This window comes from Streptomyces sp. NPDC055506 (genome assembly GCF_053643595.1).
The window spans coordinates 1-15,063 of the sequence record NZ_JBSHKH010000103.1 but is presented as its reverse complement, the minus strand read 5'-3'; the positions used below and the strand labels follow the sequence as shown (position 1 = coordinate 15,063).

Genomic DNA, 15,063 nt, shown 5'->3' with positions numbered 1-15,063 from the left:
CTTCCGTCGTCACTTACCGGCAGCCGGGGTGTCCTCGCCGAGCAGCTTGCCGTCGGAGGTCTCGAACTGCTTCTTGAACTCCGCGATGGCATCGGCCATGGCCTGGAGGGTGTCGTCCGACATCTTGCCGCCCTCGCGGATGGAGGTCAGCAGGCCCTGCTCCTTGCGGTGCAGGTACTCCAGCAGCTCCTTCTCGAAGCGGCGGATGTCGGCGACCGGGACCTCGTCCATCTTGCCGGTGGTGCCGGCCCAGATGGAGACGACCTGGTCCTCGGTGGCCATCGGCTGGTACTGCGGCTGCTTCAGCAGCTCGACCATGCGCTGACCACGCTCGAGCTGCGCCTTGGACGCGGCGTCCAGGTCGGAACCGAAGGCGGCGAACGCCTCCAGCTCACGGAACTGGGCGAGGTCCACGCGGAGGCGGCCGGACACCTGGCGGATCGCCTTGTGCTGGGCGGAGCCACCGACGCGGGAGACGGAGATACCGACGTTCAGCGCGGGGCGCTGACCGGCGTTGAACAGGTCCGACTCCAGGAAGCACTGGCCGTCGGTGATGGAGATGACGTTGGTCGGGATGAACGCCGAGACGTCGTTGGCCTTGGTCTCGACGATCGGCAGACCGGTCATCGAACCGGCGCCCATCTCGTCGGAGAGCTTGGCGCAGCGCTCCAGCAGGCGGGAGTGCAGGTAGAAGACGTCACCCGGGTAGGCCTCACGGCCCGGCGGGCGGCGCAGCAGCAGCGACACGGCGCGGTAGGCGTCGGCCTGCTTCGACAGGTCGTCGAAGATGATGAGGACGTGCTTGCCGTCGTACATCCACTGCTGACCGATGGCCGAACCGGTGTACGGCGCCAGGTACTTGAAGCCGGCCGGGTCGGACGCCGGGGCGGCGACGATGGTCGTGTACTCCAGCGCGCCGGCCTCCTCCAGAGCGCCGCGCACGCCGGCGATGGTGGAGCCCTTCTGGCCGATGGCGACGTAGATGCAGCGGACCTGCTTGTCCGGGTCGCCCGAGCGCCAGTTGTCGCGCTGGTTGATGATCGTGTCGACGGCCAGGGCGGTCTTGCCGGTCTGGCGGTCACCGATGATCAGCTGACGCTGGCCACGGCCGATCGGGGTCATGGTGTCGACGGCCTTGTAGCCGGTCTCCATCGGCTGGTGGACCGACTTACGGACCATGACGCCCGGGGCCTGCAGCTCCAGGGCGCGACGGCCGTCCGTCTCGATCTCGCCAAGGCCGTCGATCGGGTTGCCGAGGGGGTCCACCACGCGGCCGAGGTAGCCCTCGCCCACCGCGACGGAGAGAACCTCACCGGTGCGCTGCACCGGCTGTCCCTCCTCGACGCCGCTGAACTCACCGAGGACGATGGCACCGATCTCGCGCTCCTCGAGGTTGAGGGCGAGGCCGAGGGTGCCGTCCTCGAACTTCAGCAGTTCGTTGGCCATGGCCGAGGGCAGACCCTCGACCTTCGCGATGCCGTCGCCGGCAAAGGTGACCGTACCGACCTCCTCGCGCGAGGCCGCGTCCGGCTTGTACGCCTGGACGAAGTTCTCCAGCGCGTCCCGGATCTCCTCCGGCCGGATCGTGAGCTCCGCCATCTGGGTTCCCTGCTCTCCTTGTTGGGCCCGAAGTTTCTTTGGGGGTCTGGGGGCGACCCCCAGGATTCTTCTGCACGGCCCAACCAGGGCCGTCGTAAGTACGTGGTGCTATTGAGTTGCTACTCAGCTCGCCAGACGGCGGCTCGCGTCCTCCAGCCGGTCCGCGAGGGAGCCGTTGATGACCTCGTCGCCGACCTGCACCCGGATTCCGCCGAGGACCTCGGGGTCCACGTCCAGGTTGAGGTGCATCTGGCGGCCGTAGATCTTCGCGAGGGCGGCACCCAGGCGTCGCTTCTGCGGGTCGCTCAGCGGCACCGCCGAGGTGACGATGGCCACCATGCGGTCCCGGCGCTCGGCGGCGAGCTTGGACAGGGACTCCAGTCCCGACTCCAGGCTACGTCCCCGCGGCGCGGTCACAAGGCGCGTCACCAGACGCTCGGTCGTCGGCTGCGCCCGGCCGCCGAGCAGGCTGCGCAGCAGCTCGCTCTTGGCCGAGGCGGTGGCCTTCCGGTCGGTCAGCGCGGCGCGCAGCTCGGTGCTGCCGGAGACGATCCGGCCGAACCGGAACAGCTCGTCCTCGACGTCGTCGAGCTTGCCGGCCTTCTGCGCGGCGGTGAGGTCCGCGGTGTCGGCCAGCTGCTCCAGCGCGTCCACCAGGTCGCGCGACTGCGACCAGCGGGAGCGCACCATGCCGGCGACCAGGTCGGCGGCCGGGCCGCTGACCTGGTTGCCGAGCAGACGCTGGGCCAGCTCGGCCTTCGCCTCGCCGTCCTGCGCCGGGTCGGTGAGGACCCGACGCAGCGATACCTCGCGGTGGAGCAGAGCGGTGACGGCGGCCAGCTCGTCGGCGAGCGAGCTCGCGTCGACGGACGTGGAGTCCGTCAGCGCGTCGAGACGCTCTCGTGCGGCTGCCAGGGCCTCGCGGCTCGCTCCGTTCATCGCCCGGCCTCGGCCTTCTCCTCGAGGTCGTCGAGGAACCGGTCGATCACGCGGCTCTGACGGGCGTGGTCCTCGAGGGACTCCCCGACGAGCTTGCCGGCCAGGTCGGTGGCGAGCTTGCCGACGTCCTGGCGCAGCGCGGACGCGGCGGCCTTGCGGTCGGCCTCGATCTGCGCGTGGCCGGCGGCGACGATCTCCTCGCGCTGACGCTGGCCCTCGGCCCGCATCTCGGCGATGAGCGTGGCGCCCTGCTCCTGCGCCTCCTGGCGCAGACGCGCGGCCTCGTGCCGGGCCTCGGCGAGCTGTGCCTTGTACTGCTCAAGGACGCTCTGGGCCTCGACCTTCATGGTCTCGGCCTCTTCGATACCGCCTTCGATCGCCGCGCGGCGCTCCTCCAGAACCTTGTTGATGTTCGGAAGCAGCTTCTTCCAGAAGAAGAAGAACACGATGGCGAAGGCGATGGTGCCGACGAGCAGCTCGGGGCCCGGAGGAACGAGCGGGTTCTGCTCTTCCTCGGCCGCCAGCTGCACCAGGTTGGCGATCACATCAGTGCCTTTCGTCGAAACGTGTCGGTAAGCAGGAATTACTGACCGAACACGAACGGCATAACGATGCCGATGAGGGCGAGCGCCTCACAGAACGCGAAGCCCAGGATCTGGTTGGCACGGATCAGGCCGGCGGCCTCGGGCTGACGGGCCAGGGCCTGGGTGCCGTTGCCGAAGATGATGCCGACGCCGATGCCGGGGCCGATGGCGGAGAGGCCGTAGCCGATGGAGCCGAGCGAACCGGAGACAGCGGCGAGGGTCTCAGTGGCAGCCATGCTGAATCTTCCTTCTCTTTCACGGACCGGCGGGGGTTGGCCACCGGACGTTCTTGGGACTTGCGGGGGCAGGGCTCAGTGGTGCTCGGCCAGAGCGCCCTGGATGTACGTGCAGGCGAGGAGTACGAAGACGTACGCCTGGACGGCCTGCACGAAAAGCTCGAAGCCGATCATGGCGACGGTCATGACGAAGGAGACACCGGCCGCCGGGATCATCCAGCTGTTGAGCAGGTACCAGGAGGCGACGGTGAACATGACCAGCATCAGGTGGCCGGCGAACATGTTGGCGAAGAGTCGCACCGCGTGCGTGAACGGCCGGACCAGCAGGTTCGAGAAGAACTCGATGACCATCACGAGCGGCAGCACCGGGCCGAGCGACTTGTCGTAGCCGGTGATGTTCTTGAAGAACCCGACGAAGCCGTGCCTCTTGAAGGTCAGCGAGACCCAGGTCACGTAGACGATCACGGCGAGGACCGCCGGGAAGGCGATGATCGACGACACCGGGAACTGCGCCAGCGGGATCACGGACCAGATGTTCATGATCCAGATGAAGAAGAACAGCGAGACCATCAGGGGGACGTACTTCTCGCCCTCCTTCTTCCCGAGGGTCTCGTAGACGATGCCGCGGCGGACGAAGTCGTAGCCGGCCTCACCGACCATCTGCAGCTTGCCCGGCACCACCTTGGCCTTGCCGAAGGCCGCATAGAAGAAGCCGATGACGAGGACGGTGGTGATGAGCGCGAGCAGCATCACCTTGTTGAACTCGAACCCCCCGACCGTGGCGATCGGCTTGAAGAGGAACGAGTGCAGGCCCGGTGCCGGAAAACCACACCCGTCGGACATGATCCGACAGCTCCAGTCAAAGGCGAGCTGGGTCTGGTCAGCACTCACCGGGGGCTCCTTCGGCGTGACGCATGGGTACGGCAACCTCGTTGTGTCGGCGCGGCGCGCAGCCGCGGATCGGCACTGGACTGGTGTTACGGATGTGAGGGCGGCTTTGGGGCATCGAGCCTCGCGTTCGAGCAGGCGTCAGCTCAGATGCCCGCGCCCGCGATGCCGCAGTTGGCACCGGACGATAGCAGGAGTTCTCCGTGCTCTTTATCGCGCCCCTACTCGTCACGACGATGACCCGGTCTTCTCGGGCTTCTCGCTCTTCTCGGAGTCAGGGTCGATGTAGAAGATCTTGGCCTTCATATGCGCACGAGCCTGCGCGGCCATCCACACGACGGTCGCGACGACGAGCCCTACGGCGAACGTCTTCGCGTTGAAGAGAGAGGTGTCCTTGAAGAGGGCCACGAAGATCAGGAGCAGCAGGAGCTGAGCCATGTAAAGCATCAGCCCCATGGCCTGGAACAACTGCGGGAGCGTTTTTGCCGTCCACTGGAGAACGAAGAGACCGATCCCCATGAAGAGGATGGCCACCACCACGCCGACAGCCGCTCCGATCGCTCCCTTGCCTCCGGCCACCACGCCACTGACGGCGACCGCGACCGCACCGGCAGCCGCTGTGGGCACAGCGCACTGCAAGAGGTTCCGGGCGTCATTGGACGGCATGGCGGCAACTCCGCTTTCGCAGGGGGCAGGGGTGTCGTCATGGACGAGCGTAGTCCCGGGCTGAGTGGAGTCCTCACGCCAATGGACCGTCGCACTGCGGTCCTTCGGCTCTATCCGGGGGTTCTCGTGAACCGTATCACAAACTATTTGATGCAGTCTTTACCTGGGGGTGTGCGAGCAGTCACACATGAGAGTGAAGCTGCGCGTCTGTGCAGGAACGGCGCCGACTTGTCTGGTATTGGGGCGCTTCGCTCCCCCATCACAACCCCACGACTTGGCAATGCTCTAGTCAGATTCTTACCTTGTCCCAGCCTTGCGCCGGTCCGCCAGACGCGAACGGGCGCCGATGGCGGTCGCCCCGTTGACACCGGAGACCCCGGCCACGCCGGGAGCCACAGCCGCCGCCGGCGTCGACGCCTCGGGTGCGAGGGCGGCGACCGGGACATGGCGCCGGTAGCGCGGCGGCACGAAGCGCTCCATCCAGCGCGGGGCGCGCGGCGTGAAGCGCGGCAGCAGAAGCAGCAGGAGACCGATCGCGCTGAGGAACACGACGCCGAGCACGATCCACATGGACGCCGAGTTGACCGAGTAGGCGAGCGCCCCGAAGGCGATCAGCGCCGACCAGAAGTACATGATCAGCACAGCGCGGCTGTGCGAGTGGCCGATCTCCAGCAGGCGGTGGTGCAGGTGGCCGCGGTCGGCGGCGAACGGCGACTGGCCCTTCCACGTGCGCCGCACGATGGCCAGGATCAGGTCGGCGGCCGGCACCGCGATGATGGTCAGCGGCAGCAGCAGCGGGATGTAGACGGGGACCGTCTGGTGCACGGCCTCCTTCTCGGACCCGACGTACAGGTTGAGCGCGTCCGGGTCGACCTGCCCGGTGACGGAGATCGCCCCGGCCGCCAGGACCAGGCCGATGAGCATGGAGCCCGAGTCGCCCATGAAGATCCGCGCCGGGTGCATGTTGTGCGGCAGGAAGCCCAGGCACATGCCCATCAGGATCGCCGAGAAGAGGGTGGCGGGGGCGGCGGCCTCGACGCCGTACGAGTACCAGATGCGGTAGGCGTACAGGAAGAACGCCGCGGCCGCGATGCACACCATGCCCGCCGCCAGACCGTCCAGGCCGTCCACGAAGTTGACCGCGTTGATGGTGATGACGACCAGCGCCACCGTCAGCAGCGTGCCCTGCCCCTGGGAGAGCGCGACCGAACCGACACCCGGGATCGGCAGCCACAGGATCGTCAGACCCTGCACGACCATCACGCCCGCGGCGATCATCTGGCCGCCCAGCTTGATCAGGGCGTCGATCTCGAACTTGTCGTCCAGCACACCGATCAGCCAGATCAGCGCCGCCCCGGACAGCAGCGCCCGGGGTTCGTTCGACGTCTCGAAGACCTGGCTGAGGTTGGTCAGATGGTCGGCGACCAGCAGACCGGCGCACAGGCCGAAGAACATCGCGATCCCGCCGAGCCGCGGAGTGGGTTCCCGGTGCACATCACGTGCCCGGATCTCCGGCATCGCTCCGGCCACGATCGCGAATTTCCGTACCGGCCCTGTCAGCAGATACGTCACCGCGGCCGTGATGCAGAGCGTCAGCAGGTATTCACGCACGGGCTTCCCCACAGGTCTCGCTGGCCATCACAGCCCCACACCCTAGCGATGCGCGCATATGGGTGGGGACTTCCGGGTAGCGACGATGGTTGCACGAGTGGCTGTGCACCCTGGTGCGTCTACCCCCACTCAGCGCGGATACGGCGGAAATCCACCGGCCAGCTCCCGCACTTCTTCACGGGCCCTCGCGGTCTCGGTCACGCCCCTGAGCACCCCCGCGAGCAGCTTGGCGATCCTCGCCATCTCGGCTTCTCCCATGCCCTGTGTGGTGACCGCGGCCGTGCCCAGCCTGAGGCCCCGGGCGTCGCCGTGAGGAAGCGCACAGCAGTCCAGGACCAGGCCGGCCGCGGCGAGACGGCCGCGGGCGGTGCGTCCGTCGACACCCAGGGGTGCCGGGTCGGCGGTGATGAGGTGGGTGTCGGTGCCGCCGGTGGTGACGACCAGGCCCTCGGCGGCCAGCCGGGCCGCGAGAACCCTCGCATTGGCGACCACCTGATGGGCGTACGCGACGAACGCCGGTGTTGCCGCCTCCCCGAAAGCGACCGCCTTGGCGGCGATGGTGTGCATCTGCGCACCGCCCTGTGTGAAAGGAAACACGGCCCGGTCCACCCGCTCGGCCAGCTCCGCGCGGCACAGGATCATGCCGCCGCGCGGGCCGCGCAGCACCTTGTGGGTGGTCGCGCAGACGATGTCCGCGTACGGCACCGGGTTCGGCGCCGCTCTCCCGGCGACGAGCCCGATGGGGTGCGCGGCGTCCGCGACGAGGTAGGCGCCGGCCTCGTCGGCGACCTCGCGGAAGAACGCGTAGTCGATGTGCCGGGGGTAGGCGATCGAACCGCAGACGATCGCCTTGGGCCGGCGCGTGCGGGCCAGGGTGCGCACCTGCTCGTGGTCGATGAACCCGGACTCGGCCTCCACGCCGTATCCCGCGAAGTCGAACCAGCGGCCGGAGAAGTTGGCGGGCGAACCGTGGGTGAGGTGGCCGCCGTGGGGCAGGCCGAGGGCGAGGACGGTGTCGCCGGGGCGGAGCAGGGCGGCGTAGGCGGCCAGCACCGCCGAAGAGCCCGAGTGCGGCTGGACGTTGGCGTGGTCGGCGCCGAACAGGGCCCTGGCCCGGTCCACGGCGAGGCGCTCGGCGACGTCGGCGATCTCGCAGCCGCCGTGGTGCCGTGCCCCCGGGTAGCCCTCGGCGTACTTGTTGGCGAGCGGCGAGCCGAGGGCGGCCAGCACGGCCGGCGAGGTGAAGTTCTCGGCGGCGATCAGCTGGAGCGTCGTCGACTGCCGTTCCCGTTCCGCGAGCAGCACGTCGGCGAGCTCGGGGTCCTGGTGGCGCAGGACGTCGGCCTCGATGGCAGGGGTGACCGTCATGATGGGCTCCGGGCGGCGTCGACGGTGACGTACGTCCAATGTAGGCCCGGTGCCCCCGGGGCGCTCGGCTGCTACGCCTTTGCGGGGACACCCGTGAGGGCCGTGACCACCGGATCGAGTGCCTGGTGTATCTCGTCCCCGATGGACCGGAAGAACGTCAGGGGCGCCCCGTACGGGTCGTACACCTCGTCCGCCTCGGCATTCGGCGCCAGGAGCCACCCGCGTAGAGCCGCCGCGGCACGCACCAGCGCACGCGCGCGGATGACCACGCCCTCCTCCAGGGGCGGCAGGGTCGCCGGGTCGATGGCCTTCACCAGACGGGTGAACTCCTTGAGCGTGAAGGTCCGCAGGCCCGCCGAGTGCCCCATCGAGATGACCTGTGCCCGGTGGTCCCGGGTGGCGGTCAGCACCAGGTCGGCGCGGATCACGTGCTCGTCGAGGAGTTCACGCCCGGTGAAGCCGGAGGCGTCCGCGCCGAAGTCGGCCAGGACGGTCTCCGCGTGCGACTCCATGGGCGCGCCCTCGTGGCCCCAGGTGCCCGCGCTCTCCACGATCAGCCCGCCGCCCAGGATCCCCAGCCGCTCCCGCACGGCATGGCGGGTCAGCCGCTCGGTGATGGGCGAGCGGCACACATTGCCGGTACTGACGTGGAGGATGCGGAAGCTGTCACGCGGAAGCCCCACGAACGTCGTCGTGATCTCCGCCGCGCTTTCCCCGTTGCCTATGCCACGCCCCGCTCCAGGGGCCGTCAATTCGCCACCTCGAGGTCGGGTACGACCTTTCGCAGCTCGTCGGCCGAGATCGCGCCCGCGCGCAGCAGCAGCGGCACCTCACGGGTCACGTCGACGATCGACGACGGCACGTTGCCGGGGGTCGGGCCGCCGTCGAGGTAGACGGAGACGGAGTCGCCGAGCATCTCCTGCGCGGCGTCGCAGTCCTCCGGCGCCGGGTGGCCGGTGAGGTTGGCGGACGACACGGCCATCGGGCCGACCTCGGTGAGCAGCTCGATGGCGACCGGGTGCAGCGGCATGCGCACGGCGACGGTGCCACGGGTGTCCCCGAGGTCCCACTGGAGGGACGGCTGGTGCTTGGCGACGAGGGTCAGCGCACCCGGCCAGAAGGCGTCGACCAGCTCCCAGGCCAGCTCGGAGAAGTCCGTGACGAGCCCGTGCAGGGTGTTCGGGGAGCCGATGAGGACAGGGGTGGGCATGTTGCGGCCCCGGCCCTTCGCGTCCAGCAGGTCGGCGACGGCCTCCGAGGAGAACGCGTCGGCGCCGATGCCGTACACCGTGTCCGTCGGCAGCACCACGAGCTCGCCACGGCGGACGGCGGACGCTGCCTCACGCAGACCGGTCACGCGGTCGGTCGCGTCGTTGGTGTCGTATCGCCGTGCCATCTTTAGCTGGCCTCCTCGTACACGTGCTGCTGGGATGAAGACTGCGAAGACTGTGGGGTGATCGGGGTGCTCACGGAAGCGCCTTGCGGGCCGTGGCGAAACGCGGGCGCTTGTTGAGGTCCGGATGGTCGGCCGCGTCGGCCCAGCCCCGCTCCTCGGTGAAGATCCACGGCACCTGTCCGCCCTGCGTGTCCGCGTGCTCCACGACCACGACGCCGCCGGGGCGCAGCAGCCGGTGCGCGGTGCGTTCCAGGCCGCGGATGAGGTCGAGGCCGTCCTCGCCGGAGAAGAGGGCCAGGTCGGGGTCGTAGTCCCGCGCCTCCGGAGCGACGTACTCCCACTCGGTGAGCGGGATGTACGGCGGGTTGGTGATGACCAGGTCGACCTGGCCGTCCAGGTCCGGGAAGGCCGTCAGGGCGTCTCCCTGGCGCAGCTCGACCCTGGACCCCTGCACGTTCTTGCGGGTCCACCGGAGGGCGTCCTCGGACAGCTCCACGGCGTACACGCGCGAGCGCGGCACCTCCTGGGCGAGGGCGAGCGCGATGGCGCCGGAGCCGGTGCACAGGTCGACGATGCACGGCTCGACGACGTCCATGGCCCGTACGGCGTCTATGGCCCAGCCGACCACGGACTCGGTCTCGGGGCGCGGCACGAACACCCCGGGGCCGACCTGGAGTTCCAGGTACCGGAAGTAGGCCCGCCCGGTGATGTGCTGGAGCGGCTCGCGGGCCTCGCGGCGGGCGATGACCTCCCAGTAACGGGCGTCGAAGTCGGAGTCCTTGACGGAGTGCAGCTCGCCGCGCTTGACGCCGTGTACGAACGCGGCGAGTTCCTCCGCGTCGGTGCGCGGCGAGGGCACGCCGGCGTCGGCGAGCCGCTGGGTGGCCTGGGCCACCTCCGCGAGCAGCAGGTTCACGCAAGTCCTCCGGTACTCAGTACTCCTACGTGCTTATGCAGCGGCCAGCTTGGCCGCCGAGTCCGCGTCGACACAGGCTTGGATCACCGCGGTGAGGTCGCCGTCCAGGACCTGGTCCAGGTTGTACGCCTTGAACCCGACGCGGTGGTCCGAGATGCGGTTCTCCGGGAAGTTGTACGTGCGGATCTTCTCGGAGCGGTCGACGGTGCGGACCTGGCTGCGGCGGGCGTCGGCGGCCTCCTTCTCCGCCTCCTCCTGCGCCGCGGCAAGCAGCCTCGAGCGCAGGATACGCAGTGCCTGCTCCTTGTTCTGCAGCTGGCTCTTCTCGTTCTGGCAGGAGGCGACGACTCCGGTGGGAATGTGCGTGATACGCACGGCGGAGTCGGTGGTGTTGACGGACTGTCCGCCCGGTCCCGAGGAGCGGTAGACGTCGATGCGGAGGTCGTTGGGGTTGATCTCCACGTCCACCTCCTCGGCCTCCGGGGTGACCAGCACACCGGCGGCGGAGGTGTGGATACGGCCCTGGGACTCCGTGGCCGGCACCCGCTGCACGCGGTGCACGCCGCCCTCGTACTTCAGCCGCGCCCAGACGCCCTGCCCGGGCTCGGTGGCGCCCTGGCCGCCCTTGGTCTTCACGGCGACCTGGACGTCCTTGTAGCCGCCCAGCTCGGACTCGGTGGCGTCGATGATCTCGGTCTTCCAGCCGACCCGCTCGGCGTAGCGCAGATACATGCGCAGCAGGTCGCCGGCGAACAGCGCCGACTCGTCGCCGCCCGCGCCGGCCTTGATCTCGAGGATGACGTCCTTGTCGTCACTGGGGTCGCGCGGGACGAGGAGAAGGCGCAGCTTCTCCGTGAGCTCCTCGCGCCGCCGCTCCAGGTCCTTGACCTCGGCCGCGAAGTCGGGGTCGTCGGCGGCCAGTTCGCGCGCGGTCTCGGCGTCGTCGCCCGTCTGCGTCCAGGAGCGGTACGTGGCGACGATCGGGGTGAGCTCGGCGTAACGCTTGTTCAGCTTGCGCGCGTTGGCCTGGTCGGCGTGCACCGACGGGTCGGCGAGCTTCTTCTCCAGGTCGGCGTGCTCGGCGACGAGTTCCTCGACGGCCTCGAACATCTTGGGCTCCTGTGTACGGACGGGGGGTGAAGGGGCGGGCGACCAAAAACGCCGGTCCCGGAGCGCCCGGTGAGGGGGCGCGTCCGTGGACCGGCGGATTGGGGCTCGCTACTTCTTGGAGCCGGCGGCCTTGCCGAAGCGGGCCTCGAAGCGGGCCACACGGCCACCGGTGTCGAGGATCTTCTGCTTGCCCGTGTAGAACGGGTGGCACTCGGAGCAGACGTCGGCACGGATGGTGCCGGACTCGATGGTGCTGCGAGTGGTGAACGACGCGCCGCAGGTGCAGCTGACCTGCGTCTCGACGTACTCGGGGTGGATGTCGCGCTTCAAGGTGTCTCCTAGGTTTCGGGAGGGCGCCGGGTCGCTGCCGCGGGATGCGGAGCGTGAACCGGAGCCGACGTACCAGTCTGCCAGGACTGGGGCCATCCCCCAAAACCGGGGGTTGCCGTTGTTTGTTCCCTGCGGGCCGGTGGGGGCTTGTCGCGCCCACGCGGCGGAGCCGCAAATCGATACAGACCCGCGCCCCTTAAGGGGCGCTCACGACACCCTTGGCTTCGCCCGATGCCGAGCCCTTGGTTGCGCTCTTCGGGATCGGCTTGTCCTGCTCCAGGGCCTTCCAAATCTGGTCGGCCTTCTTTTCCTGGAGGAGGACTCGGTTGGGGTCGGCGGGGTCGTAGGCGACCGGCATCGTGACCATGTTCATGTTCGAGGGGGTGATGCCCTTGAGGCCGTTCGCGAAGGACACGAGCTTGTTGACCGAGCCGAGGTCGGAGTCGGCCGTCACCGTCTTGGTCGCGGTTTCCGCGAGGTCGTAGAGCTTCTTCGGGTTGGAGAAGACGCCGACGTCCTTGACCTGGTTGAGCAGGGCCTTGATGAAGGCCTGCTGGAGCTGGATGCGGCCCAGGTCGGAGCCGTCGCCCACACCGTGCCGGGTGCGGACCAGGCCGAGGGCCTGCTCGCCGTCGAGTCTGTGGGTGCCCGCCTTCAGCTTCAGGTGGCTGTCGGGGTCGTCGATGCGCTTCGTCGTGGTCACCTCGACGCCACCGAGGTCGTCGATGAGCGTCTGGAAGCCGGCGAAGTCGACCTCCAGGTAGTGGTCCATGCGCAGGTCGGTGATCGACTCGACGGTCTTCACGGCGCAGGCGGCCCCGCCCGTGGAGTACGCGGAGTTGAACATCACGCCGTTCGCGGCGGGGTACTCCTTGCCCTTGGTGTCCGTGCAGGAGGGCCGGTCGATGAGGGTGTCACGCGGGATGGAGACCACGCTGGCCTTCTTGTGGCCCTTGTTGACGTGCACGATCATCGCCGTGTCGGAGCGGGCGCTGCCGTCGTCGGTGCCGCCGCCGAGCTTCTTGTTGCCGCCGGCGCGGGTGTCGGAGCCGAGGACCAGGATGTTCTCGGAGCCGTTGTCGGCCTTCTTGGGCCGGTCGGTGCCGAGGGCCTGGTCGATGTCGACGCTCTTGAGGTTGCCGTTGAGCTTGAAGTACACGTACCCGGCCCCGGTCCCGCCCAGGACGACGATGCCCGCCGCGGTCCAGGCCATGATCATCAGGCCCTTGTGACGCTTGCGGGGCTTGCGGCGTCGGCCCTTGGCGCGGCGCGATCCGGTGGTGCCGGTCTCGCCCGGTATACCCGGACCCGGCGTGCTCTCGGCAGACATGTGCTCCTCGGCTCGTCTTCGGTCGATTACCCCCTGCGGTCGGTGCCAGGCTTGCTCGGTCGGGGGACTACCCCCTGGCACCATCGTCGCTCCGCCTGGTCAGACGGGGAAACTCGGGAAAGGGTTGCACAACGGACTGTGCCCACCGTGTGCGGCGGTGGGCACAGTGCGTGTTCGTCACAGCGGGGTGTATCCCGCTCACCTGCGGTTTCAGCCGAAGATGTCGTACTGCTTGAAATCGGTACCTACGGACTTTCTTGTGGCAAAGATCTCGCTGGTCGCCTTGCCGGTGCCCGGGTACAGATAGAGCGTGCCGCCGGGGGTGCGGGTCAGGAAGTCGGCCTTGCCGTCGCCGGTGATGTCGCCGGTCGCGTCGAAGGCGTTGTAGCCGCCCCAGGAGCGCACCTTGACCCGGGCCGAGAAGGCTCCGGAGCCGGACTTGCCGGTGCCCTTGTACAGGTAGATGTGGCTGCCCGACTTGCTGCGGGCGATCAGGTCGGTCTTGCCGTCGCCGGTGAAGTCGCCCTTGCCGCGGACGGAGTTGTACTGGTTCCAGCCGGAGCCGACCTTCACGCGGGCCGCGAAGGTGCCGTTGCCGTTGCCGGGGTAGATCCACAGCACGCCCGCGGAGTCGACCGAGAGCAGGTCGGGCAGGTAGTCGCCGGTGACGTCACCGGGGGTGATGATGCGGGTGCGGGTCTTCCAGTTGTCGGCGATCTTCTTGGTGGACCAGGCGTTGTCGGCGAGCACGAAGTGGGTCCAGAAGAGGTCGCCGTCGCTGCTGCGCCGGTAGACCAGGTCCTGGTAGCCGTCGCGGTCGAGGTCGGTCTGCAGGACGACGTTGAAGCCGTTCCAGTTGCCCCAGGACTGGCGGGCGGCGAACGACGTGCCCTTGGAGTCCTTGGAGTAGCCGGTCTTCGTGGAGGCGTTGCGCACCCACAGGTCGGCCTTGTGGTCACCGCTGATGTTGGTGTCGTCGACGCGCGGATAGGCGGCGCCGACGTAGGTGCTGACCTTGCTGAAGACGCTGTAGGCGCCCTTCGCGACGCAGTCGGTCACGCCCCAGGACACGACACCGACGATGCGGTTGTTGACGACCAGCGGGCCGCCCGAGTCGCCGTTGCAGGCGGAGGTGGTGCCCGAGTCGCTGCCGGTGGCGGGCTTGCCCGCGCAGACCATGTGGCCCTTGACGAAGTCCCTGCCGTAGTAGCCGGCGCAGGTGGTGTCGGACTGCAGGGGCAGCGTGGCCGTCTTCAGCCGCTCGGAGATGTCGTCGCTGGTGGAGCTGGTGCGGCCCCAGCCGTAGACCTTGGCGCTGGTGCCGGCCTTGTACGAGGCGGTGTCACCGGAGGTCGTCATCCGGATCGGCTTGGCCTTGACCGGCTCGGGCAGGGTGAGCACCGCGATGTCGTTGTCGATCGCCGTCGGGGTGTACGACGGGTGGTTCCACTGCCGCCAGACGGCCGTGACGGTGCCGCCGTGCAGGTCGGTGCCGTCGGCCGAGGGCAGCTGGGCGGTGCCGGTGACGACGGCGCCGTTGGCGTTCCAGTTGTAGCCCTTGACGCAGTGCGCGGCGGTGAGGATCTTCGTCGGCGCGACGACGGCGCCGCCGCAGAAGAAGCCGATGTCGTCGCCGGTGCTGGAGGTGCCCCGGTCGTCGAAGTAGTGGAGCTGCGCCATCCACGGGGCCGTGGTGATGGTGGTCTGGCTGCCGCCGATGACCTTCGGGTCGATACGGCCCTCGGTCGTGCTCGCGCTCAGCGACGCCTTGCTCGTCTTGCCCGCGACGTCGTCGCCGGCCAGGGCGCCCGCGACGCGCTTCTCCAGCTCGGCGGACGACGGCGAGCCGATGGCGGGCTTGACCGTCGGCTGCGGCAGCGGGGTGGCCGCGCCGGCGGACGTCGTCAGCAGCGCGGCGGCCACGGCGGCCGCGACACCGGCCGCGGCCACGGGCAGTGCGATGCGTATCCGGCGTCTGTGGCGTCCGCCCCCAGGCATGGATGTACCCACGAATGTCCCCCCTCGGGATCACATGTTCGAAGAGCGTGATCCTACCTGCACAGGAGCACCACAAAGGGCCGCCCCCGTCC

The 15,063-nt window shown here is 68.9% G+C and carries 15 protein-coding genes; all 15 read right to left on the bottom strand.

The window, feature by feature from the left end:
* Positions 1 to 9: 9 nt before the first annotated feature.
* The 15 genes from atpA to ACWIF2_RS30040 all read right to left on the bottom strand — a co-directional run bounded on the left by atpA (position 10) and on the right by ACWIF2_RS30040 (position 14,971).
* The gene (atpA, locus tag ACWIF2_RS30110; RefSeq protein WP_399024194.1) at positions 10 to 1,599 is read right to left on the bottom strand and encodes a F0F1 ATP synthase subunit alpha; all 1,590 of its coding nucleotides are present in this window, start codon (positions 1,597 to 1,599) and stop codon (positions 10 to 12) included.
* Between the two features lie 123 nt (positions 1,600 to 1,722).
* Positions 1,723 to 2,538: a F0F1 ATP synthase subunit delta gene (locus ACWIF2_RS30105; protein WP_454363953.1), complete on the bottom strand. Its 816-nt coding sequence runs from the start codon at positions 2,536 to 2,538 to the stop codon at positions 1,723 to 1,725.
* On the bottom strand, positions 2,535 to 3,083 hold the full coding sequence (locus tag ACWIF2_RS30100; protein ID WP_454363952.1) for a F0F1 ATP synthase subunit B: 549 nt from the start codon (positions 3,081 to 3,083) through the stop codon (positions 2,535 to 2,537). The genes ACWIF2_RS30105 and ACWIF2_RS30100 overlap by 4 nt, the downstream gene beginning before the upstream one ends.
* A 38-nt stretch (positions 3,084 to 3,121) precedes the next feature.
* Positions 3,122 to 3,358: an ATP synthase subunit c family protein gene (locus ACWIF2_RS30095; RefSeq protein WP_010040161.1), complete on the bottom strand. Its 237-nt coding sequence runs from the start codon at positions 3,356 to 3,358 to the stop codon at positions 3,122 to 3,124.
* 75 nt (positions 3,359 to 3,433) lie between these two features.
* The gene (gene atpB, locus ACWIF2_RS30090) at positions 3,434 to 4,201 is read right to left on the bottom strand and encodes a F0F1 ATP synthase subunit A (protein ID WP_454363967.1); all 768 of its coding nucleotides are present in this window, start codon (positions 4,199 to 4,201) and stop codon (positions 3,434 to 3,436) included.
* Positions 4,202 to 4,474: 273 nt separating this feature from the next.
* Positions 4,475 to 4,912: a hypothetical protein gene (locus ACWIF2_RS30085; RefSeq protein WP_454363951.1), complete on the bottom strand. Its 438-nt coding sequence runs from the start codon at positions 4,910 to 4,912 to the stop codon at positions 4,475 to 4,477.
* A 297-nt stretch (positions 4,913 to 5,209) separates the two neighbouring features.
* Positions 5,210 to 6,523: an MraY family glycosyltransferase gene (locus ACWIF2_RS30080; protein ID WP_454363950.1), complete on the bottom strand. Its 1,314-nt coding sequence runs from the start codon at positions 6,521 to 6,523 to the stop codon at positions 5,210 to 5,212.
* Positions 6,524 to 6,652: 129 nt separating this feature from the next.
* Positions 6,653 to 7,891 (bottom strand): serine hydroxymethyltransferase, encoded by a 1,239-nt coding sequence (locus tag ACWIF2_RS30075; protein WP_454363949.1) that lies wholly within the window; start codon positions 7,889 to 7,891, stop codon positions 6,653 to 6,655.
* A 71-nt stretch (positions 7,892 to 7,962) separates the two neighbouring features.
* Entirely contained in the window at positions 7,963 to 8,643 is a 681-nt protein-coding gene (locus tag ACWIF2_RS30070) for an arsenate reductase/protein-tyrosine-phosphatase family protein (RefSeq protein ID WP_382497342.1), read from the bottom strand.
* Positions 8,640 to 9,287, bottom strand: a complete 648-nt coding sequence (locus ACWIF2_RS30065; RefSeq protein WP_193480933.1) for an L-threonylcarbamoyladenylate synthase — start codon at positions 9,285 to 9,287, stop codon at positions 8,640 to 8,642. The genes ACWIF2_RS30070 and ACWIF2_RS30065 overlap by 4 nt, the downstream gene beginning before the upstream one ends.
* A 70-nt stretch (positions 9,288 to 9,357) precedes the next feature.
* Positions 9,358 to 10,203: a peptide chain release factor N(5)-glutamine methyltransferase gene (prmC, locus tag ACWIF2_RS30060; RefSeq protein ID WP_454363948.1), complete on the bottom strand. Its 846-nt coding sequence runs from the start codon at positions 10,201 to 10,203 to the stop codon at positions 9,358 to 9,360.
* A gap of 33 nt (positions 10,204 to 10,236) precedes the next feature.
* Complete coding sequence (prfA, locus tag ACWIF2_RS30055; RefSeq protein WP_454363947.1) at positions 10,237 to 11,313, bottom strand: peptide chain release factor 1; 1,077 nt, start codon at positions 11,311 to 11,313, stop codon at positions 10,237 to 10,239.
* 108 nt (positions 11,314 to 11,421) lie between these two features.
* The gene (gene rpmE, locus ACWIF2_RS30050) at positions 11,422 to 11,643 is read right to left on the bottom strand and encodes a 50S ribosomal protein L31 (RefSeq protein WP_003992975.1); all 222 of its coding nucleotides are present in this window, start codon (positions 11,641 to 11,643) and stop codon (positions 11,422 to 11,424) included.
* A gap of 196 nt (positions 11,644 to 11,839) precedes the next feature.
* Positions 11,840 to 12,973, bottom strand: coding sequence for an LCP family protein (locus ACWIF2_RS30045; protein ID WP_454363946.1), 1,134 nt, complete (start codon positions 12,971 to 12,973; stop codon positions 11,840 to 11,842).
* A 210-nt stretch (positions 12,974 to 13,183) separates the two neighbouring features.
* Positions 13,184 to 14,971 (bottom strand): trypsin-like serine protease, encoded by a 1,788-nt coding sequence (locus tag ACWIF2_RS30040; protein WP_454363966.1) that lies wholly within the window; start codon positions 14,969 to 14,971, stop codon positions 13,184 to 13,186.
* Positions 14,972 to 15,063: the final 92 nt, after the last annotated feature.

Coding starts and splice junctions, on each gene's coding strand:
- ACWIF2_RS30065 (WP_193480933.1), bottom strand. CDS start 9,287: ATGGCACGGCGATACGACACCAACGACGCGACCGACCGCGTGACCGGT.
- prfA (WP_454363947.1), bottom strand. CDS start 11,313: ATGTTCGAGGCCGTCGAGGAACTCGTCGCCGAGCACGCCGACCTGGAG.
- ACWIF2_RS30075 (WP_454363949.1), bottom strand. CDS start 7,891: ATGACGGTCACCCCTGCCATCGAGGCCGACGTCCTGCGCCACCAGGAC.
- ACWIF2_RS30040 (WP_454363966.1), bottom strand. CDS start 14,971: ATGCCTGGGGGCGGACGCCACAGACGCCGGATACGCATCGCACTGCCC.
- atpA (WP_399024194.1), bottom strand. CDS start 1,599: ATGGCGGAGCTCACGATCCGGCCGGAGGAGATCCGGGACGCGCTGGAG.
- ACWIF2_RS30105 (WP_454363953.1), bottom strand. CDS start 2,538: ATGAACGGAGCGAGCCGCGAGGCCCTGGCAGCCGCACGAGAGCGTCTC.
- atpB (WP_454363967.1), bottom strand. CDS start 4,201: ATGTCCGACGGGTGTGGTTTTCCGGCACCGGGCCTGCACTCGTTCCTC.
- ACWIF2_RS30095 (WP_010040161.1), bottom strand. CDS start 3,358: ATGGCTGCCACTGAGACCCTCGCCGCTGTCTCCGGTTCGCTCGGCTCC.
- ACWIF2_RS30085 (WP_454363951.1), bottom strand. CDS start 4,912: ATGCCGTCCAATGACGCCCGGAACCTCTTGCAGTGCGCTGTGCCCACA.
- ACWIF2_RS30045 (WP_454363946.1), bottom strand. CDS start 12,973: ATGTCTGCCGAGAGCACGCCGGGTCCGGGTATACCGGGCGAGACCGGC.